The sequence below is a fragment of the Acidovorax radicis N35 genome, from assembly GCF_000204195.1.
Taxonomy (GTDB): domain Bacteria; phylum Pseudomonadota; class Gammaproteobacteria; order Burkholderiales; family Burkholderiaceae_C; genus Acidovorax; species Acidovorax radicis.
Genome location: NZ_AFBG01000026.1, coordinates 1 through 17,436, shown reverse-complemented (window position 1 = coordinate 17,436; position 17,436 = coordinate 1). Strand labels below are relative to the sequence as shown.

The 17,436-nt window shown below is 63.6% G+C and carries 25 protein-coding genes; 6 read left to right on the top strand and 19 right to left on the bottom strand.

Annotated elements, in window-relative coordinates; genetic code table 11:
* Window positions 1–119 precede the first annotated feature (119 nt).
* Together ARADN35_RS0125210 and ARADN35_RS0125205 are read left to right on the top strand one after the other, a co-directional pair.
* A complete protein-coding gene (locus ARADN35_RS0125210; RefSeq protein ID WP_035198771.1) occupies window positions 120–1,079 on the top strand; it encodes a LysR family transcriptional regulator in 960 nt (319 codons plus the stop codon).
* Between the two features lie 33 nt (window positions 1,080–1,112).
* Window positions 1,113–1,769 (top strand): class I SAM-dependent methyltransferase, encoded by a 657-nt coding sequence (locus ARADN35_RS0125205; protein WP_010467206.1) that lies wholly within the window; start codon window positions 1,113–1,115, stop codon window positions 1,767–1,769.
* Between the two features lie 57 nt (window positions 1,770–1,826).
* Here ARADN35_RS0125205 and ptsP read toward each other — a convergent pair whose 3' ends face one another.
* From ptsP to ARADN35_RS0125180, 5 genes are read right to left on the bottom strand one after another with little or no spacing between them, the layout of a single operon-like run.
* Window positions 1,827–3,596 carry a phosphoenolpyruvate--protein phosphotransferase gene (ptsP, locus tag ARADN35_RS0125200; RefSeq protein WP_010467205.1) on the bottom strand — a complete coding sequence of 590 codons (1,770 nt, stop codon included), beginning with the start codon at window positions 3,594–3,596 and terminating at the stop codon, window positions 1,827–1,829.
* Window positions 3,593–3,862, bottom strand: coding sequence for an HPr family phosphocarrier protein (locus ARADN35_RS0125195; protein WP_010467204.1), 270 nt, complete (start codon window positions 3,860–3,862; stop codon window positions 3,593–3,595). The genes ptsP and ARADN35_RS0125195 overlap by 4 nt, the downstream gene beginning before the upstream one ends.
* Window positions 3,831–4,283 (bottom strand): PTS sugar transporter subunit IIA, encoded by a 453-nt coding sequence (locus ARADN35_RS0125190; RefSeq protein ID WP_010467203.1) that lies wholly within the window; start codon window positions 4,281–4,283, stop codon window positions 3,831–3,833. Before ARADN35_RS0125190 ends, ARADN35_RS0125195 begins: the two co-directional genes overlap by 32 nt.
* On the bottom strand, window positions 4,280–5,551 hold the full coding sequence (locus ARADN35_RS26805) for an MFS transporter (protein ID WP_010467201.1): 1,272 nt from the start codon (window positions 5,549–5,551) through the stop codon (window positions 4,280–4,282). The genes ARADN35_RS0125190 and ARADN35_RS26805 overlap by 4 nt, the downstream gene beginning before the upstream one ends.
* Window positions 5,548–6,102: a hypothetical protein gene (locus ARADN35_RS0125180; protein ID WP_029414399.1), complete on the bottom strand. Its 555-nt coding sequence runs from the start codon at window positions 6,100–6,102 to the stop codon at window positions 5,548–5,550. Before ARADN35_RS0125180 ends, ARADN35_RS26805 begins: the two co-directional genes overlap by 4 nt.
* A gap of 181 nt (window positions 6,103–6,283) precedes the next feature.
* Here ARADN35_RS0125180 and ARADN35_RS0125175 point away from each other — a divergent pair, with 181 nt between their 5' ends.
* Window positions 6,284–6,787, top strand: coding sequence for a TlpA disulfide reductase family protein (locus ARADN35_RS0125175; RefSeq protein WP_010467197.1), 504 nt, complete (start codon window positions 6,284–6,286; stop codon window positions 6,785–6,787).
* Between the two features lie 264 nt (window positions 6,788–7,051).
* Here the strand turns inward: ARADN35_RS0125175 and ARADN35_RS0125170 are convergent, their stop codons facing one another.
* Window positions 7,052–7,507 (bottom strand): c-type cytochrome, encoded by a 456-nt coding sequence (locus ARADN35_RS0125170; protein ID WP_010467195.1) that lies wholly within the window; start codon window positions 7,505–7,507, stop codon window positions 7,052–7,054.
* A 159-nt stretch (window positions 7,508–7,666) separates the two neighbouring features.
* On the opposite strand from ARADN35_RS0125170, the gene ARADN35_RS0125165 reads away from it, so the two are divergent.
* From ARADN35_RS0125165 to ARADN35_RS0125155, 3 genes are all read left to right on the top strand, one after another.
* Window positions 7,667–8,353 carry a cytochrome b/b6 domain-containing protein gene (locus tag ARADN35_RS0125165; RefSeq protein ID WP_010467193.1) on the top strand — a complete coding sequence of 229 codons (687 nt, stop codon included), beginning with the start codon at window positions 7,667–7,669 and terminating at the stop codon, window positions 8,351–8,353.
* A 46-nt stretch (window positions 8,354–8,399) separates the two neighbouring features.
* Complete coding sequence (locus ARADN35_RS0125160) at window positions 8,400–8,891, top strand: GNAT family N-acetyltransferase (RefSeq protein WP_010467191.1); 492 nt, start codon at window positions 8,400–8,402, stop codon at window positions 8,889–8,891.
* Between the two features lie 247 nt (window positions 8,892–9,138).
* Complete coding sequence (locus ARADN35_RS0125155; RefSeq protein ID WP_010467189.1) at window positions 9,139–10,728, top strand: reverse transcriptase family protein; 1,590 nt, start codon at window positions 9,139–9,141, stop codon at window positions 10,726–10,728.
* 143 nt (window positions 10,729–10,871) lie between these two features.
* Here ARADN35_RS0125155 and ARADN35_RS0125150 read toward each other — a convergent pair whose 3' ends face one another.
* The 13 genes from ARADN35_RS0125150 to ARADN35_RS0125090 all read right to left on the bottom strand — a co-directional run.
* The gene (locus ARADN35_RS0125150; RefSeq protein ID WP_010467187.1) at window positions 10,872–11,381 is read right to left on the bottom strand and encodes a peroxiredoxin; all 510 of its coding nucleotides are present in this window, start codon (window positions 11,379–11,381) and stop codon (window positions 10,872–10,874) included.
* 155 nt (window positions 11,382–11,536) lie between these two features.
* Window positions 11,537–11,806, bottom strand: a complete 270-nt coding sequence (gene rpsQ / locus ARADN35_RS0125145; protein ID WP_010467186.1) for a 30S ribosomal protein S17 — start codon at window positions 11,804–11,806, stop codon at window positions 11,537–11,539.
* Between the two features lie 9 nt (window positions 11,807–11,815).
* Window positions 11,816–12,010, bottom strand: coding sequence for a 50S ribosomal protein L29 (gene rpmC, locus ARADN35_RS0125140; RefSeq protein ID WP_010467182.1), 195 nt, complete (start codon window positions 12,008–12,010; stop codon window positions 11,816–11,818).
* 16 nt (window positions 12,011–12,026) lie between these two features.
* Complete coding sequence (gene rplP / locus ARADN35_RS0125135) at window positions 12,027–12,443, bottom strand: 50S ribosomal protein L16 (RefSeq protein ID WP_010467180.1); 417 nt, start codon at window positions 12,441–12,443, stop codon at window positions 12,027–12,029.
* A 2-nt stretch (window positions 12,444–12,445) separates the two neighbouring features.
* Window positions 12,446–13,327, bottom strand: coding sequence for a 30S ribosomal protein S3 (gene rpsC / locus ARADN35_RS0125130; RefSeq protein ID WP_010467178.1), 882 nt, complete (start codon window positions 13,325–13,327; stop codon window positions 12,446–12,448).
* A 15-nt stretch (window positions 13,328–13,342) separates the two neighbouring features.
* Window positions 13,343–13,675, bottom strand: a complete 333-nt coding sequence (rplV, locus tag ARADN35_RS0125125) for a 50S ribosomal protein L22 (protein WP_007847806.1) — start codon at window positions 13,673–13,675, stop codon at window positions 13,343–13,345.
* A 9-nt stretch (window positions 13,676–13,684) separates the two neighbouring features.
* Window positions 13,685–13,960 (bottom strand): 30S ribosomal protein S19, encoded by a 276-nt coding sequence (gene rpsS, locus ARADN35_RS0125120; RefSeq protein WP_010467177.1) that lies wholly within the window; start codon window positions 13,958–13,960, stop codon window positions 13,685–13,687.
* 10 nt (window positions 13,961–13,970) lie between these two features.
* A complete protein-coding gene (rplB, locus tag ARADN35_RS0125115; protein WP_010467175.1) occupies window positions 13,971–14,795 on the bottom strand; it encodes a 50S ribosomal protein L2 in 825 nt (274 codons plus the stop codon).
* Window positions 14,796–14,797: 2 nt separating this feature from the next.
* Complete coding sequence (gene rplW / locus ARADN35_RS0125110) at window positions 14,798–15,112, bottom strand: 50S ribosomal protein L23 (RefSeq protein ID WP_010467173.1); 315 nt, start codon at window positions 15,110–15,112, stop codon at window positions 14,798–14,800.
* A complete protein-coding gene (gene rplD, locus ARADN35_RS0125105) occupies window positions 15,109–15,729 on the bottom strand; it encodes a 50S ribosomal protein L4 (protein WP_010467171.1) in 621 nt (206 codons plus the stop codon). Before rplD ends, rplW begins: the two co-directional genes overlap by 4 nt.
* The gene (rplC, locus tag ARADN35_RS0125100; RefSeq protein ID WP_010467169.1) at window positions 15,729–16,403 is read right to left on the bottom strand and encodes a 50S ribosomal protein L3; all 675 of its coding nucleotides are present in this window, start codon (window positions 16,401–16,403) and stop codon (window positions 15,729–15,731) included. The genes rplD and rplC overlap by 1 nt, the downstream gene beginning before the upstream one ends.
* Before the next feature lie 215 nt (window positions 16,404–16,618).
* Window positions 16,619–16,930, bottom strand: coding sequence for a 30S ribosomal protein S10 (gene rpsJ / locus ARADN35_RS0125095; RefSeq protein ID WP_005796953.1), 312 nt, complete (start codon window positions 16,928–16,930; stop codon window positions 16,619–16,621).
* A gap of 28 nt (window positions 16,931–16,958) precedes the next feature.
* The coding region (locus tag ARADN35_RS0125090; protein WP_010467155.1) for an EF-Tu C-terminal domain-related protein at window positions 16,959–17,436 on the bottom strand (478 nt) is incomplete at its 5' end.

Here is a 17,436-nt window from a genome sequence, read left to right as displayed (position 1 = left end):
CAGGGGTCATGGTCAATTCTCCAGGCAACAAAAACAAACGATGGAGTGACTGTAGAGAGATAGCCAATTTTGAAAAAGGCATTCAAAATTGAATCCATCACAAATTATTTTTGAAGACCATGCTGCACCTGCAAGACGCCCGCCTGTTTGCCCGCGTGGCCGCCGCCGGTTCCTTCAGCGAAGCCGCCCGCCAGCTGGACCTGACCCCCGCTGCGGTGAGTGCCACGCTCAAGAAGCTTGAAACCCAGCTGAACGTGCGGCTGCTGGAGCGCAGCACCCGGTCACTGCGGCTGACGCCCGAGGGTGAACAGTTTCTGGACACCTGTGAGCGCCTGCTGGCCGTGTGGGCCGAGGGCGAAGCGCAGCTGTGCGACCGCTACTGCGGCCTGCAGGGCGTGGTGCACCTGTCGGCACCCACGGACCTGGCCAGCGTCTGGCTGGCGGCCTGGCTGCCCGAGTTCCTGCGGCAGCACCCCCAGTTGCAGGTGGTGCTGCACGCCAGCGACACCGTGCAGGCATTGCCGCGCGACGGGCTGGACATGGCGCTGCGCTATGGCGACCTGCCCGACTCCAGCCTGGTCGCCCGTCGGCTGTGCACCAACCGCCGCGTGCTGGTGGCCAGCCCCGACTACGTGCGCCAGCACGGCGCCCCCGAACACCCCGGCGATCTGGCACACCACCGCTGCCTGACCTTTTTTCTGAGCGGACGGCGCCACGTGCAGTGGCAGTTCAGCCGCAACGGGCGCGGGGTGCAGGTGAAGATCGACGGGCCTCTGTGCGCCTCCAGTGGATCGATGGTGCGGCAATGGGCCGTGCAAGGCGAAGGCATTGCCTACAAAAGCCGGCTCGACGTGTTGCCCGACCTGCAGGCCGGGCGCCTGGTGGCCCTGTTGCCCGAGTGGACGACGGAGGATGCGCCCCTGCACGCGGTGGTACTGGCGCAGAAAAACGGGCCGCTGCGGGTGCGCAGGCTGCTGGATTTTCTGGCCGAGCGTTTCGGCACGCTGCCCTCAGAGGGCCCGTTGCCCGCCGCTGACACAGCACAGGAAAAGCTGTCCGCCCTGGCTGCCCTACGGTAAAACCTGCGCTGCATCACCAGACTGCCTCGCGCCATGACCACCACCACGACACCCCTCGTTCCCGGCACTGCGGGGTATGGACCCAACGCCGCCGCACTGGTCGCGCAGTACGAAAACATTGCGTTCGCCGATGTGCACCGCGACGTGCTCCACCTGTTTCCGCAGCGGCCCAGCCGGGTGCTGGACATCGGTGCAGGCTCGGGACGGGATGCGGCAGCGCTGGCCCGCGCCGGCCATCAGGTGGTGGCTGTGGAGCCTACCGCCGCGCTGCGGCAGCACGGCCAGCAGATTCACGCCGCGCTGCCGGTTGAATGGATCGACGACCACCTGCCGGCGCTTGCCGTGCTGCGCGGCAGCCATCGCCCGTTTGACCTGGTGCTGCTGACCGCTGTGTGGATGCACCTGGATGCCCAGGAGCGCGAGACCGCGATGCGCTGCGTGGCGGCACTGGTCGCTCCCGGTGGGCGCGTGGTGATGTCGCTGCGCCACGGGCCAGTGCCCGAGGGGCGCCGCATGTTTGATGTGTCCGCGCAGGCCACGGCAGAACAAGGGGCGCGCCACGGGCTCGCCGAGGTCTACAGCGGCCGCCGCGAGGACACGCAGGGCCGCGCCGATGTGCACTGGAGTGTGTTGGCGCTCGAACGGCCCGTGGTGGCTACTGCCCCGGGCGCCGATGTCACGAAAAATTGAGGCTTAGCGCTCTATCCACATGCGTAGAAAGCTATCAATTCAGTAGCAAAACCGTGATCAAGACGCCAGCAGCGCCGCAGGCTCGTCGCCTTCCAGCACCTGCTGCGCCCAAGGCGCGAGCTTGCGGGTGTCGGCGCGCAGCACCTCCTGCTTGACGGCCAGGATCTGCGCGGGGTGCATCGAAAAACTGCGCAGGCCCAGGCCCAGCAGCAGGCGCGTCATGGTCACGTCGCCCGCCGTCTCACCACACACACACACGCTCTTGCCCTGGCGCTCGCCCTCGGCGATCACATCGCCCACCAGGCGCAACACCGCGGGATGCAGCGGGTCGTACAGGTGGGCCACGGCCTCGTCGGCACGGTCGATGGCCAGCGTGTACTGGATCAGGTCGTTGGTGCCGATCGAGAGGAAATCGAAATACTTGAGGAAGGTGCGCACCATGAGCGCGGCGGCGGGCACCTCGATCATGGCGCCCAGTTGCACCGGGCCGTAGGGCTCGCCACGCGCGTCCAGCTCGCCCCGGGCCAGATCAACCTGCGCCAGCGTCTGCTGGATCTCGTGGGTGTGCGCCAGCATGGGAAACAGCAGGTTCACCTTGCCATGGGCCGCCGCACGCAGCACGGCGCGCAGCTGGGTGCGGAACATGGCCGGGTCGGCCAGGCTCCAGCGGATGGCGCGCAGGCCCAGCGCGGGGTTCAGGTAATTGTCCTTGTGGCTCTTGTGGTCCAGCGGCTTGTCAGCACCCACGTCGATGGTGCGGATGGTGACGGGCAGGCCTTGCATGCCGTCGATGGCCTCGCAGTAGGCGCGGTACTGTTCGTCTTCCCCCGGCAGGTTGCCGGTCTTGCCCATGAACAGGAATTCGCTGCGGAACAGCCCCACGCCCACGGCCCCGGCGCGCACGGCGGTGGCTGCGTCACCTGGCTGCTCGATGTTGGCCAGCAGCTCGATCTTGTGGCCGTCGATGGTGATGGCGGGGGTGTGGCGCAACCGCGCCAGCCGTTCGCGCTCCAGCTCCACCTGGCGCTGGCGAAAGCCGTATTCGGCCAGGATGATGGGCGACGGATCGACGATGACCACGCCCGCATCGCCGTCGATGATGACCCAGTCGTCCTGCCGCACCAGCTGGCTCGCGGCACGTGCCCCCACCACGGCGGGGATGTCCATGCTGCGCGCAACGATGGCGGTGTGGCTGGTCTTGCCACCCACATCGGTCACAAAACCGGCAAACACGCTTTGCTTGAACTGCAGCATGTCGGCAGGCGAAAGGTCGTGCGCCACCAGCACCAAGGGCACGTCCACGGTGTCGTCGAGCAGCAGGTCTTGCTGCAGGCCCAGTTGCTTGTGGCGGCGCGGGCTGCTGACCGGCGGCGCCACAGGGCCGGCCACGCCCTTCATGTAGCGCAGGATGCGTTCGACCACCTGTTCCAGGTCCGCCTTGCGCTCGCGCAGGTACTCGTCCTCCATCTCGTCGAACTGGCGCGCAATGACTTCGAGCTGCGTGGTCAGCGCCCATTCGGCGTTGTACAGGCGCTCGGTGATCCAGTGCTTGACGCCACCCGTGAGGGCCTCGTCCTGCAGCAGCATCAGGTGCACATCGAGGAGCGCGGTGAGTTCATGCGGCGCATCGGCCGGCATGTCGGTCTGCAGGCGCTGCAGCTCTTCGACCACGGCATTGCGGCCATTGCGCACCCGCTCGATCTCGCCCTCGACCTGCTCGGGCTTCACAAAATAATGCGCCACGTCCACCCGGCTGGACGCCACCAGCACGGCACGGCCGATGGCAATGCCGCGAGCGACTGCGAGACCGTGGACGGAGAAAGTCATTCACCCTCACCAAATTTGTCGGCAATCAGGGCCAGGAGCCCATCCATGGCCTCTTGCTCGCGATCCCCGTTGGTTTCGATCTCCACCTCAGTGCCCATGCCAGCAGCCAGCATCATCACGCCCATGATGCTTTTGGCGTTGATGCGGCGGTCGCCACGGCTCATGAAAACGTCACACGGGAAACTGCCGGCCAGCTTGGTCAGCTTGGCCGAGGCACGGGCGTGCAGGCCCAATTTATTGCTGATGGTCGTACGGGTCTTGATCATGTCGGTTGCGGGTGTTCTGGTTCTGCGGTGCGGAGATGGCCACCTGCATGACGCCCTGGGTGCCCCCCACCACGGCGCGGGTGACCACTGAATCAAGGGGTTCGTGGCGGTAGCTCACGGCGCGCAGCAGCATGGGCAGGTTGGCACCCGTCACCAGGCGCGAGCGCACGTTCTCGATCACGCGCTGCGCCACGTTGCACGGGGTGGCACCGAAAACGTCGGTGAGCACCAGGGTGGAATCTGCGCCCAGCTGGTGCAGCATGATGCGGGCCTGCGCCAACGATTCTTCGGGCGGCTGGTTGGGCTGCACGTCGAGGGCGGCCACGCTGTCGCCGCAGTCGGGAAACACATGCAGCGCACATTCGCGCAGTGCATGGGCCAACGGGGCGTGGGCAATGATGAGGATGCTGGTGGTGCTCATGGCGCGGTGGTTTGCAGCACATTATGGCGCCGCCCCTGCAGCAGGAACCAAGCGTAGGCGCCTGCGTTGCACGCCAGGTACACCGCCATGGCCGCCTGAAAGGACCGTACGGTAGACAGGCCCGCAGCGGCAAAGGCGTCCACCCCCAGCCCAATGCCCCACTGCACCACAAACACACCCGCAAAAATCACCAGGTTGTAGGCCGACAACGCACGCCCGGCGAGCGCCTGCGGGAACGCCATGGCCACCGCAGGCTGCGACAGCGACACAAACGTGCACGACACACAGAACAGCGCCCAGGCCCCGCCCCCTGCCTGCGGCCCCGCGAACAGGATGCCCACCAGCACCACCAGGCACAGCGGCAGGCCCGCAGCCATCAGCCGGTCCGCCCCCAGCCCCTTGCGCAGCAGCCAGGGGTTGACCATGCCCCAGGTCCAGAACGTGCAGAGCATGGACACGTTGATCCAGAACAACCCCGTCGCGGCCTCCAGCGGCGTGTAGCCCGCCACCCGCTGCATCCATGGGCCAGCCCACAGCGTCTGCATGGCGACCATGCCGCCGTACACAAAGAACCCCAAGGGAGCCAGGCGCTGGAAATAGGGGTGGCGCCACACCATCGCGTAGCCCTGGGGCACTGCGGCACTGTTGCCCGATTCAGGCTTGGCAACATGCGCACCCGGGGTGGCCGCAGCCCAGCCCGGCACCCAGACCGCAATCACGACCATCGACAGCGCGATCAGCGCCGCCAACCCCCAGAACAGGGGCCTCCAACCCACCAGCGGCAAGGCCCACTGCACCGGCAGCGTGGACGCCACCATGCCCAGCGAGCCCGTCATGAGCATCCAGGAGTTGGCGCGCATTTGCGTGGTGGGCTCGAACCAGCGCCGATAACCGGTGAGCGGCGCCATCAGGCAGGCGCTGACCCCGGCGCCACACAGCACGCGCCCGGCCAGCAGGCCCGAAAATCCCGTGGCCACCGAGAACACCAGGCTGCCCACCACGGCCACGCCCAAAAATCCCAGCGCTACCTTCCGGGGGCCATGCCGGTCCAGCCAGGTGCCCAGCGGCAACTGCGTAGCGGCAAAGCCCAGGAAGTACCCCCCAGCCAACAGCCCCAGGTCGCTGGCGTGCAGCGAAAACTCCTGCGACAGCGTGGGCGCCAGGGTGGCCGTGACGGCCCGCACCAGGGCCGACAGGAAGTAGGCGAAGGCGAAGGCCAGGAAGACGATGACTGCGGCGCGCCGCGGCAACACGCTGTGGCCAGTCATTGGAGCGTGATCCCGGCAAAGAACTGGTCAGCCACCTCGGGCCGAGGCTTGCTGGTGTAGACCACCGCGTGGTACAGCCGCATTTGTGGCCCCACGGTGCGTGCAAACCACACGCCCTGGGCGACCACCGCGCCGCCATCCGCGCGCTGGCCCTGCACCACCGTACGCACGGACTGCGGCAAGGGCAACACGCCGGGCGGCGCATATGGCACATCGACCGCGCTGGCCGCCGCACCGTTGCCGAGGTTGGCGATGGCAGCCGCACGCCAGTGGGTGAGCGCAGCGCCCGCCAGGGCCGGATCGGGGAGCGCCGCGTGCGATACCGCAAAAGTGGCGCCATCGGCATCGCAGCCCGCCATGGCCAGCTCGACAGGTGACCCCGCCAGTTCCACCACGCGCACGGCCTGGTCGGGCTTGCAGGGCAACGTGACGGTGATGGAGGCCTCGGGCAGTGGCACGCTGCGCCAGTTCAGCGCGGGGCTGCAGCCTGCCAGCCACATCACCAACAGCACGGGCGGCAGGGCCGCAGCCCGGGTCGGAGTTCGGTTCATTGGTCGATTATCGGCACAGCCGCGTGCGGTGGCGGTCCAGTCGTTTTGGCCCGAACTTTTGCGCGCCACGGGAATCCACCATGCTGCGACAATCGAGGCCTCGGCTACAGCCGGGTTTCGGTGCGGTGTCCGGCCCTTGCCGGCGGGGGCCCGGCCCACAGTTCTGGATGGATAGGAAGTCATGGCGATCAAACATTGGGCGGCAGGTGTGGCAGTGGCAGCGTTTGCGGCCGTGGGCGCCTATGTGTACCTGGATACGGGCCGCTCTGCGGCACCGGAATCCACCTTTGTGCTGCTGGACGGCTCCAGCAAATCCACGGCCGATCTGCACGGCAAGGTCACGCTGGTGAATTTCTGGGCCACCAGCTGCACCACCTGCGTGGCCGAAATGCCCGAGATCGTGGCCACTTACAACAAGTACCACGGCAAAGGCTTCGACACCCTGGCCGTCGCCATGAGCTACGACCCACCCAGCTACGTGGTGAACTTTGCCGAAACCCGCAAGCTGCCCTTCCAGGTGGCCATCGACAACACCGGCAAGGTGGCCCAGGCCTGGGGCGATGTGCGGCTCACACCCTCGACCTTCATCGTGAACAAGCGCGGCGAGATCGTGAAGACCTATGTGGGCGCACCCAACTTCCCCGAGCTGCACCAGCTCATCGAGAAACTGCTGGCCGAGACCTGAGCCGCATCCCCCTCAGTCCTTCCAAAGACAAAAGGCCGATTTCTCATGAAATCGGCCTTTTCCGCTTATGCAGCAAACGCCAGCAGCTATCAATATTGAAAATGGCATCTGCAACTGGCGCTGCCCAGACCAGCGGACGCCGTGCATGGGCCGCCAAGCCGCGTGGGCGGCGCTTCGCTTGCGTGCGCTGGCGTCGTCCCCCTTCCCGGAGCGCGTAGCGCAGAGAGAAGGGAGAAGCGGCGCAGCCGCTCAGGGGGATGTACCCTATTTCGCGCGGTAGTTGTCGTGGCAGGCTTTGCAGGTGCCTGCGGCGGCGCCAAAGGCCGTCTTGAGGTTGTCCAGGCTGCCCGTCTTGGCGGCGGCGGCCAGCTTGACCGATTCGGCTTCGAGCTTGTCGGAATGTTCCTTGAACTTGGCCTGTTCGGTCCAGATTTCGGGCAGCGCCTTGGTGGGCGCGCCCTTGTCGGTGCCGGCGCCGAAGCCCGCCCAAGGCAACTTGGCCATCTGGGCCACCACGTCTGCGTTTTCTTGTGCCGCCTTGGCGTCAAAGGGGATGCGCCCATTGGCCATGGCCCCGAGTCGCCCGAAATGCTGGCCCATCACGAACAACGCGCTCTGGCGGTATTTGATGGCGTCTTCCGCCTTGGCGAACTGGGCGGAGGCCGGTGCGGACAAGGTCAGCGTGGCGGCGGCAAGGACAAACGCGGCAAGTGCTTTCATGGGGAGTTTCCTTTTTTCGTGGGGTGGACAAAAACCTTTTGACCCGCAGGGAGTATGCCGGTTTACCGCCAATTTCGCAGCGGCGGCACCCTTTCGGGTTTACCCAGCCTCCTTCACAATGCGGCCATCTGCCCTTCCATACCCCCGGCCCCCACCACCATGACGCAGCAGCACACCACCCGCATCTGGGACCTTCCCACCCGTATCTTCCATTGGGCCCTGGCCGCCAGCATCGTGGCCCTGGTCGTTACCGCCAAGGTGGGTGGCAACGCCATGGAATGGCATTTCCGGCTGGGGTACGGTGTGTTGGCGCTGCTGGTGTTCCGCATTGTCTGGGGCCTGATTGGCGGGCGCTGGTCGCGTTTCGCGAGCTTTCTGTATTCGCCCGTTCGGGTATTGCGGTATCTGCGGGGCTCGGCCCACGCCGAGGACAGCATTGGCCACAGCCCGCTGGGCGCCCTGTCGGTCTTCGCTCTGCTGGCCGTGCTGATGGCCCAGGTGGGCACCGGGCTGCTCAGTGATGACGAGATCGCGTTCGCGGGCCCGCTCACGCGTTTCGTCTCGAACGCGGTGGTCGGCCAGGCCACGGGCTATCACAAGGAAATTGGCCAGTACATGGTGCTGGGGCTGGTCGCCTTGCACCTGCTCGCCATCGCTTTCTATGTGCTGGTGCGCCGCCAGCGGCTCGTCAGGCCCATGCTGCAGGGCGACAAGGTGCTGCCCGCGCCGGCCGCGCCATCCCGCGACGATCTGGCCAGCCGCGCCGTGGCCCTGGTGGTGCTGGCCCTGAGTGCCGCGCTAGCCTGGTGGGTATCGTCGCTGGGGACGGCCGCTGCCGGGTTCTAGCCGGACTGGCTACACTGCGCTTTCCGCCGTTTTTCACTGCTGCGCTTTGGACAAGCCTTCCGTCACCCTGCTGACCCCCACCTCGCCTGCCGAGATGGATGCGGTCCGCGATATCTTCCGGGAATACGCCGACACCCTCGGCGTGGACCTGTGCTTTCAGGATTTTGAAAATGAACTCGCGGGCCTGCCCGGCGACTACGGCTCGCCGCGCGGCGCGCTGCTGCTGGCACAGGTCGAAGGGGCCATCGCAGGCTGCTGCGCCCTGCGCCCGCTGGATGCCGCCGACTACCCCAATGCGAGCGAGATGAAGCGCCTGTACGTACGCAAGGCGTTTCGCGGCTTCGGCCTGGGCCGCGAGCTGGCCGAGGCCATGCTCGACCGCGCCCGCCAGGCGGGTTACGCCTGTGTGCTGCTCGACACGCTTGACGACATGGAGTCGGCGCGCGCGCTGTACACAGACCTGGGCTTTGAAGAGATCCCGCCCTACTACCACAACCCCATTGCGGGCGCGCACTACCTCAAGGTCGATATTTCTTGAGTTTTTTGGGTCTGGCGCTTAACGGTATTGCGCCAATAGCTATTATTTTTGTAGCAACCATAGAATTGCGGTGGCCCGGTGCCAAGCATTTCGAGCCTGTTCATCAGGTTCGAGCCGTGGGGCAGCCCCACGGTGTTGTCTTCCAAAGCGTCCATCGCGGCGCACGAACGTCACGCCACCCGTGGCGCGATGTTCGCGCCCAACCCGCCGGTTGGCACCGGGCCAACCTCCTACACTTCGCTGCTTCGTGAAGAAGATTTCAGCCCGCACACGCGCGCTGGCCAAGGCGCTGGCGATGGCCGTGCTGGCCGATGCCCGGGAGCCGGAACGCCACACCCTCCAGGCGCTGTCCGCGCGCGCGGGTGCCTGCCTGGGTGGCCGCACCACCCCGGCGGACAGCCCCGATCCACTGCCCGAGCCTTTGTCCGAGCAGCTGCGCCGCCTATCCAACATGTCCGACCCCGAATGGGCCCGGCTGGAGCCCGAGGACGTGGCCACCTGGCTGTGCTGGGGTATCTGGTGGCGCAAAGCGGGGGTGCGCAACGGCTCCGCCCTGCAGGCGCTTACGGCGAACCGCGGCCAGGACGCAGAAGAGCAGGATGCCTGGGACCATCTGGCGGACGAAGGTGATGAAGACGCCGAGCCCGCCCTGCCTGTGCACCAATGGCCTGATCCCCAACTCGCCCGAGCTTTCCGCACCTGGGCCGCCAACGTGCGTGCCGGTGAAACGTTGCACTGGCTGCTGCGCCCTGCCGCTGCAGGCCCGCAGCCCGCATGGATGGGCCGTGACAGCACTACGCCGGTGCTCTTGACCGCCACCGACGTGACCGAGGCCCTGGCCATTTCGCTAGATGACCTGCTGTGGCTCGCGCCCGAGCATGCGCATTGGCGCGAACGCCAGAACGGGGGCCATGCCCTGCCCCTTTCACACTATCGCTATCGCTTGCTGCCCAAGCCCAGCGGCGGGCTGCGCCTGCTGGAGGCGCCCCGCCCGTGCCTGGCCAGCACGCAACGCCGCATTCTGGACAGCCTGCTGGCCGGTGTTCCTGTGCACGAGGCCGCCCATGGCTTTGTGCGTGGCCGCAGCGTGGGTAGCCATGCACAGGTTCACACCCACCAGGCCGTGGTGATCCGGTTTGATCTGGCTGATTTCTTCACGAGCATCACTGCCACGCGCGTGCGCGCGTTATGGCGGGCACTGGGCCACGGCCACCCTGCCGCCGAGTTGCTGACGCGGCTGACCACCACGCGCACTCCCCAGGCCGTCCTTGACCGGTTGCTGGAAGCTACCTCCATCCCTCCTGAGGCCATCGCGCAGCGCCACACCATCGGTGCCCGCCCGAAGCAACCCCATTTGCCTCAAGGCGCCCCCACATCACCAGCCTTGGCGAATCTGTGCGCATTCGGACTGGACCTGCGGCTGCACGCACTCGCAGAGCACTTTGGCGCGCGCTACACGCGCTATGCCGATGACCTGGTGTTCTCGGGTCCCAAGGCACTGCTGCACCGCCAGTGGGTGGACTTTCGTGCTTGGGTGACCGCCATTGCGCAAGACGAAGGATTCACCCTGCGCGCGGACAAGACCCGCGTAATGCCCGCACACCAGCGGCAGTATGTGACGGGCCTGGTGGTCAACCAGCGCACCAACTACAGCCGCACCCAGTTCGACACCCTCAAGGCCCGCCTGCACCGGCTGGCCCAACAGCCCCCGGTGAACATCAGCGAGCGGGCCCGGCTGGCAGGCGAGATCCAATGGGCCAGCCAATGGCTGGCGCCGACGCGCAGCGCAAAGCTGCAGCGGCTGCCCCACGCCATCCGATTTTCAAACGAGGCTTAGAACCCGTTCAAAACCTTCCCGGGATCGCGTTGCCAGGCGGCTTCGCAAACTCCCGCCACGGCAATGGCGACCCCGGCAACCGGCCGAAACCAGAGCGCCCCGCAATCGCAAGGACCCACTCGCCGCAGCCTGTAGCGGTGAACTCAAGCCTTTTGGGCTTGCTGGAGCAGCGTGTCGGCGTCGCTCACTTCAAACTTGCCCGGGGCTTCCACGTTGAGCGTGACCACCTTGCCATCGCGCACCAGCATCGAATACCGGTTGCTGCGCAGGCCCAGGCCTTTGCCATTGAGGTCCAGCGTCAGACCGGTGGCCTTGGCGAAGGTGGCATCGCCGTCACCCAGCATGCGGACCTTGCCATCGGTCTTCTGGTCCCGTGCCCAGGCGCCCATCACGAAGGCGTCGTTCACACTCACGCACCAGATCTCATCCACACCAGCGGCCTTGAACTCAGCAGCCTTTTCCACATAGCCAGGCACATGCTTGGCCGAGCAGGTCGGAGTAAAGGCACCGGGCAACGCGAACAGGGCAATCGTCTTGCCGGCCGTGGCCTTGTCCACAGGCACGGGGTTCGGGCCAATGCTGCAGCCTTCGCCCTCGACTTCCGAATATTCCATGAGTGTGCTGGCTGGCAGGGTGTCACCGACTTTGATCATTGCTTATCTCCTTAAATTGGGATGAATGGGGATGGAAGAGCGAACTGCCCAGGGCCATAAAAGTGTGGCCCACAAAGCAAAACGACCCACATTGTGGGTCGTTTTGAAGGGCTTTGCCGCCCGGGGTTTTGGCCCCGGGGCAGCATGGTGCTGATTTACAGCAGGCCGGCCTTTTGCACCAAGCGGGTAGCAACCCAGTTCTTGGTCTTGGAGAGCGGACGGCTCTCGGTGATTTCGATCGTGTCGCCCAGCTTGTACTCACCCTTTTCATCATGGGCGTGGTACTTGCTCGACTTACCGACGATCTTGCCGTAGAGCTCGTGCTTCACACGGCGCTCGACCAGCACGGTCACAGTCTTTTGACGCTTGTCGCTGACCACCTTGCCAACCAAGGTGCGCTTGAGGGATTTTTTAGGTTCCGTCATGTGGGCTCCTTACTTGGCGGCTTGCTTTTCAGCAAGAATGGTCTTGGCACGGGCGATATCGCGGCGAGTGGTGCGCAGCGTGTTGGTGTTACCCAATTGCTGCGTAGCCTTTTGCATGCGCAGGCCGAAATGGGCCTTTTGCAGCGCCTTGATTTCGGTTTCGATGCCGGCGACGTCTTTTTGGCGCAGTTCAGTAGTCTTCATTGCTTGTTCTCCTGAATTACGCGCCGATCAGGCGGCTGACGAACGTGGTGCGCAGCGGCAGCTTGGCAGCAGCCAGGCGGAACGCTTCACGGGCCAGTTCTTCGGGCACACCGACGATCTCGAAAACGATTTTGCCGGGCTGGATTTCGGCCACGTAGTACTCGGGGTTGCCCTTACCGTTACCCATACGCACTTCTGCGGGCTTGGTAGAGATTGGCTTGTCCGGGAACACGCGGATCCAGATACGGCCGCCACGCTTGACGTGACGGGAAATCGCACGGCGTGCAGCTTCGATCTGGCGGGCCGTCAGACGGCCACGATCGGTGCACTTCAGACCGAAATCACCGAACGCAACGGAGGCACCCCGCGTTGCGACACCGGTATTACGGCCCTTTTGCTCCTTGCGATACTTGCGGCGAGCAGGTTGCAGCATACTTATTCTCCTTTTCCGTCCGCTGCTGTAGCGGGCGCGGCGACTTTGCGTACGCGCTTAACGGCGGTGTTATCAGCGCCACCAGCTTCCACTGGCTTGTCGCTGCCGTCGGCCGGTGCGGTGTTGCCACCGACAGGACGACGTGGACCACGGCCTGCGCCTGGACGGTCGCCACCTGGGCGGCCATCACGGCGAGGACCGCGTGGGCGGCGTTCTTCGTCTGGACGTGGGGTTTCCACGGCAGGCAGGTCGTTACGACCCAGCGTATCGCCCTTGTAGACCCAGACCTTGACGCCGATCACACCATAGGTGGTCTTGGCTTCAGAGGTGCCGTAGTCGATGTCAGCGCGCAGCGTGTGAAGTGGCACGCGGCCTTCACGGTACCACTCGCAGCGAGCGATTTCGATACCGTTCAGACGACCGGACGACATGATCTTGATGCCTTGGGCACCCAGACGCATGGCGTTCTGCATGGCACGCTTCATCGCGCGGCGGAACATGATCCGCTTTTCGAGCTGCTGCGTGATGCTGTCGGCAATCAGCTTGGCATCGATTTCAGGCTTGCGCACTTCTTCGATGTTCACTGCGACAGGCACGCCCAGGCGAGCAGCGAGTTCCTTCTTGAGGTTCTCGATGTCTTCACCCTTCTTGCCGATCACCACACCAGGACGTGCCGAGTAAATGGTGATGCGGGCGTTCTTGGCAGGACGCTCGATCAGGATGCGCGACACAGCCGCGTTCTTCAACTTGGCCTTCAGGTACTCACGCACCTTGATGTCTTCGGCCAGCATGCCCGCGAAATCGCGGTTGCTGGCGTACCAACGGCTGGACCAGTTGCGGCTGACCGCAAGGCGGAAGCCGGTAGGATGGATTTTTTGTCCCATAGTCTTCCCGAGCCTTTAGTTGCCAACCGTCACGTACACATGGCACGTGGGCTTGCTGATGCGGTTGCCGCGGCCTTTGGCGCGCGCGGTGAAGCGCTTGAGCGTGGTGCCTTGTTCGACGTAGATGGTCTTGACCTTCAGTTCGTCGATGTCAGCGCCATCGTTGTGTTCGGCGTTGGCGATGGCCGACTCCAGAACCTTCTTGACGATTCCCGCAGCTTTTTTCTGCGTGAAGTTCAGGATGTTCAGAGCCTGGTCCACCTTCTTGCCGCGGATCAGGTCAGCGACCAGACGGCCCTTGTCGACCGACAGACGGACGCCCCGGAGGACTGCACGTGTTTCAGACATGGTCGTTCCTTACTTCTTCGCTTTTTTGTCAGCGGGGTGACCCTTGAAGGTGCGCGTCAGGGCGAATTCGCCCAGCTTGTGGCCCACCATCTGGTCGGTGACATAGACAGGTACGTGCTGCTTGCCGTTGTGCACGGCAATGGTCAGACCGATGAACTCGGGCAGAACCATGGAGCGACGCGACCAGGTCTTGACTGGTTTCTTGTCCTTGGTGGCGACGGCCTTTTCGACCTTGGCCAGCAAGTGATGGTCAACAAATGGACCCTTTTTAAGAGAGCGAGTCATCTGTTACCCCTTACTTCTTGCGACGCGACACGATCATGATCTGTGTGCGCTTGTTGTTACGGGTGCGATAACCCTTGGTCAGATTGCCCCAAGGATCGACTGCATGGCGGCCTTCGCCGGTGCGGCCTTCGCCACCACCGTGAGGGTGATCCACTGGGTTCATGGCAACGCCGCGAACCGTTGGGCGAATACCCATCCAGCGCTTCACACCGGCCTTGCCCAATTGGCGCAGGCTATGTTCTTCGTTGGCCACTTCACCAATGGTGGCGCGGCATTCGATGTGGATCTTGCGCACTTCACCCGAGCGCATACGCACCTGGGCATAGACGCCTTCACGGGCCAGCAGCGTTGCCGAAGCACCGGCCGAGCGAGCGATCTGTGCACCGGCACCGGGCTTGAGCTCGATGCAGTGGATGGTCGAACCCACGGGGATGTTGCGGATAGGCAGCGTGTTGCCAGCGCGGATCGGGGCTTCCGAACCGGACAGCAGGGTTGCGCCCACTTCCAGGTTGCGGGGAGCGATGATGTAACGACGCTCGCCGTCGGCATAGCACACCAGAGCGATGTGGGCCGTACGGTTTGGATCGTACTCAATGCGCTCAACCTTGGCCGGAATGCCGTCCTTGTTGCGCTTGAAGTCCACTACGCGGTAGTGGTGCTTGTGGCCACCGCCCTTGTGGCGGGTGGTGATGTGACCGTTGTTGTTACGGCCGGCCTTCTGGAATTGTGGTTCCAGCAGGGGGGCGTACGCTTCACCCTTGTACAGGTGGTCACGCGTGACCTTCACCACGGCACGTTGGCCGGGCGAAGTGGGTTTCATCTTGATGACAGCCATGATTACGCGGCCTCCCCAGAGAGGTTCAGCTCTTGACCAGGCTGCAGCGTGACATAAGCCTTGCGAACGTTGTCGCGGCGGCCGATGGTCTTGCCAAAACGCTTGGTCTTGCCTTTGGTGTTCACCACAGAGACGCCCTTGACCTCAACCTTGAACATCAATTCCACAGCGGCCTTGATTTCTGGCTTGGTTGCGTTCTGCAGCACCTTGAACGTCACAGCATTGGACTTTTCAGCAACCATGGTGGCCTTTTCGGACACGATGGGAGCGACCAGCACTTGCATCAGACGACCTTCGTCAAACTTGAGTGTGCTCATGCGAACATCTCCTTGAGTTTGTCGATTGCACCCTTGGTGACGAGCACTTTCTTGAAACGGACCAGCGACACGGGATCGGCGTAGCGTGGCTCGACGACGAGCACGTTCACCAGATTGCGCGAAGCCAGGTACAGGTTTTCGTCCACTTCCTCGGCGATCACCATCACCGATTGCAGATTCATCGCCTTGAACTTGTCGGCCAGGACCTTGGTCTTGGGCGAGTCAAGCTTCAGCGAATCGACCACAGCCAGACGGCCTTCACGGGCGAGCTGCGACAGGATCGCAGACATGCCGGCGCGGTACATCTTCTTGTTGATCTTTTGCGTGAAGTTTTCGTCAGGCATGTTCGGGAAAATCCGACCGCCCCCGCGCCACAGTGGCGACGAGGTCATACCTGCACGTGCGTTACCCGTACCCTTTTGCTTGAAAGGCTTCTTGGTCGAGTGACGGACTTGCTCGCGATCCTTCTGGGCGCGAGTGCCTTGGCGTGCGTTGGCCTGATAGGCCACCACGATCTGGTGAACCAGATCTTCGTTGTATTCACGACCGAACACGGTTTCTGGAACATCCAGCTTGGATGCGCCTTGGCCTTGGTCATTCAGGAGTTCGAGCTGCATTAGTTCGCTCCTTTGGAAGGTTTGGCCTTGACTGCGGGACGCACGGTCACGAACCCACCCTTGGAGCCCGGGATTGCACCCTTGATCAAGATCAGTTGACGTGCTTCGTCGATGCGGATCACATCGAGGTTCTGCGTGGTCTTGGTGACATCACCAAGATGGCCCGTCATGCGCTTGCCGGGGAACACGCGACCTGGATCTTGCGCCATACCGATGGAGCCTGGCACGTTGTGCGAACGGCTGTTACCGTGCGACGCGCGCTGCGACTTCATGTTGTGACGCTTGATGGTGCCGGCGTAGCCTTTACCGATCGAAGTGCCTTGCACGTCGACCTTTTGACCCACGGAGAACACGGACGTCACAGCCACCGATGCGCCAGCTTGGTACTGGGCAGCGGTATCGGCGGTCACGCGGAATTCCTGGATGATTTCACCGGCTTCCACACCTGCCTTGGCAAGGTGGCCGGCTTCTGGCTTGGTCACGCGCGATGCTTTGCGCGAACCGAACGTGACCTGCAGGGCCACGTAGCCATCGTTCTCTTGGGTTTTGATCTGGGTAACGCGGTTGTTGGATACATCCACCACCGTGACAGGCACTGCGTCCCCATCATCGGTGAACAGACGCATCATGCCCACTTTGCGACCCAGCAACCCGAGGGAGTTGCTCAGACTCATTTGTTTCTCCAAAACTTCCACCGCTACAACTTCAATTGGCTGCAGCGTTTGCACTCGCGTGCATGAAAGAAGGTTAATAAAACTTCGCTCAATTCATGCCTTTTCACAGGCGCAAATTGAGCGAAGCCCTAAAGTATAACGCGAACTGCCTTTTCAAGCAAGTTCGCGTTATTTCTGACGCAGAGAGGCCGGTCAGACCGGCTTCTCAACAGCCATTACTGCAGCTTGATTTCGACGTCCACGCCAGCGGGCAGGTCGAGCTTCATCAGGGCATCAACGGTTTTGTCCGTTGGGTCCACGATGTCCATCAGACGCTGGTGCGTGCGGATTTCGAGCTGGTCGCGCGACGTCTTGTTGACGTGTGGCGAGCGCAGGATGTCAAAACGCTTCATGCGGGTCGGCAGGGGCACGGGGCCCTTGACGATCGCACCGGTGCGCTTGGCGGTGTCAACGATCTCGGCAGCGGACTGGTCGATCAGCTTGTAGTCAAACGCCTTCAGGCGGATGCGGATTTTTTGCTTGGACATGGCGATTCCTTGTGCAATTCAGAACAGATTACGCGAGGATCTTGGCCACGACGCCAGCGCCCACGGTACGGCCACCTTCGCGGATAGCGAAGCGCAGGCCTTCTTCCATGGCGATGGGGTTGATCAGCTTCACAGTGATCGACACGTTGTCACCAGGCATGACCATTTCCTTGTCGGCTGGCAGCTCGATGGCACCAGTGACGTCGGTCGTGCGGAAGTAGAACTGAGGACGGTAGTTGTTGAAGAAAGGCGTGTGACGGCCGCCTTCGTCCTTGCTCAGAACGTACACCTCAGCGGTGAAGTGGGTGTGGGGCTTGATCGAGCCGGGCTTGCACAGCACTTGGCCGCGTTCCACGTCTTCGCGCTTGGTGCCGCGCAGCAGCAGGCCAACGTTGTCGCCAGCCTGGCCTTGGTCCAGCAGCTTGCGGAACATTTCCACGCCGGTGCAGGTGGTCTTGACGGTGTCCTTGATACCGACGATTTCGATTTCTTCGCCGACCTTGACA

What these genes read in the sequence shown, in the direction of transcription:
- ARADN35_RS0125210 (WP_035198771.1), top strand. Translation starts at nt 120, where the DNA reads ATGCTGCACCTGCAAGACGCCCGCCTGTTTGCCCGCGTGGCCGCCGCC.
- ARADN35_RS0125205 (WP_010467206.1), top strand. Translation starts at nt 1,113, where the DNA reads ATGACCACCACCACGACACCCCTCGTTCCCGGCACTGCGGGGTATGGA.
- ptsP (WP_010467205.1), bottom strand. Translation starts at nt 3,596, where the DNA reads ATGACTTTCTCCGTCCACGGTCTCGCAGTCGCTCGCGGCATTGCCATC.
- ARADN35_RS0125195 (WP_010467204.1), bottom strand. Translation starts at nt 3,862, where the DNA reads ATGATCAAGACCCGTACGACCATCAGCAATAAATTGGGCCTGCACGCC.
- ARADN35_RS0125190 (WP_010467203.1), bottom strand. Translation starts at nt 4,283, where the DNA reads ATGAGCACCACCAGCATCCTCATCATTGCCCACGCCCCGTTGGCCCAT.
- ARADN35_RS26805 (WP_010467201.1), bottom strand. Translation starts at nt 5,551, where the DNA reads ATGACTGGCCACAGCGTGTTGCCGCGGCGCGCCGCAGTCATCGTCTTC.
- ARADN35_RS0125180 (WP_029414399.1), bottom strand. Translation starts at nt 6,102, where the DNA reads ATGAACCGAACTCCGACCCGGGCTGCGGCCCTGCCGCCCGTGCTGTTG.
- ARADN35_RS0125175 (WP_010467197.1), top strand. Translation starts at nt 6,284, where the DNA reads ATGGCGATCAAACATTGGGCGGCAGGTGTGGCAGTGGCAGCGTTTGCG.
- ARADN35_RS0125170 (WP_010467195.1), bottom strand. Translation starts at nt 7,507, where the DNA reads ATGAAAGCACTTGCCGCGTTTGTCCTTGCCGCCGCCACGCTGACCTTG.
- ARADN35_RS0125165 (WP_010467193.1), top strand. Translation starts at nt 7,667, where the DNA reads ATGACGCAGCAGCACACCACCCGCATCTGGGACCTTCCCACCCGTATC.
- ARADN35_RS0125150 (WP_010467187.1), bottom strand. Translation starts at nt 11,381, where the DNA reads ATGATCAAAGTCGGTGACACCCTGCCAGCCAGCACACTCATGGAATAT.
- rpsQ (WP_010467186.1), bottom strand. Translation starts at nt 11,806, where the DNA reads ATGACGGAACCTAAAAAATCCCTCAAGCGCACCTTGGTTGGCAAGGTG.
- rpmC (WP_010467182.1), bottom strand. Translation starts at nt 12,010, where the DNA reads ATGAAGACTACTGAACTGCGCCAAAAAGACGTCGCCGGCATCGAAACC.
- rplP (WP_010467180.1), bottom strand. Translation starts at nt 12,443, where the DNA reads ATGCTGCAACCTGCTCGCCGCAAGTATCGCAAGGAGCAAAAGGGCCGT.
- rpsC (WP_010467178.1), bottom strand. Translation starts at nt 13,327, where the DNA reads ATGGGACAAAAAATCCATCCTACCGGCTTCCGCCTTGCGGTCAGCCGC.
- rplV (WP_007847806.1), bottom strand. Translation starts at nt 13,675, where the DNA reads ATGTCTGAAACACGTGCAGTCCTCCGGGGCGTCCGTCTGTCGGTCGAC.
- rpsS (WP_010467177.1), bottom strand. Translation starts at nt 13,960, where the DNA reads ATGACTCGCTCTCTTAAAAAGGGTCCATTTGTTGACCATCACTTGCTG.
- rplB (WP_010467175.1), bottom strand. Translation starts at nt 14,795, where the DNA reads ATGGCTGTCATCAAGATGAAACCCACTTCGCCCGGCCAACGTGCCGTG.
- rplW (WP_010467173.1), bottom strand. Translation starts at nt 15,112, where the DNA reads ATGAGCACACTCAAGTTTGACGAAGGTCGTCTGATGCAAGTGCTGGTC.
- rplD (WP_010467171.1), bottom strand. Translation starts at nt 15,729, where the DNA reads ATGCAGCTCGAACTCCTGAATGACCAAGGCCAAGGCGCATCCAAGCTG.
- rplC (WP_010467169.1), bottom strand. Translation starts at nt 16,403, where the DNA reads ATGAGTCTGAGCAACTCCCTCGGGTTGCTGGGTCGCAAAGTGGGCATG.
- rpsJ (WP_005796953.1), bottom strand. Translation starts at nt 16,930, where the DNA reads ATGTCCAAGCAAAAAATCCGCATCCGCCTGAAGGCGTTTGACTACAAG.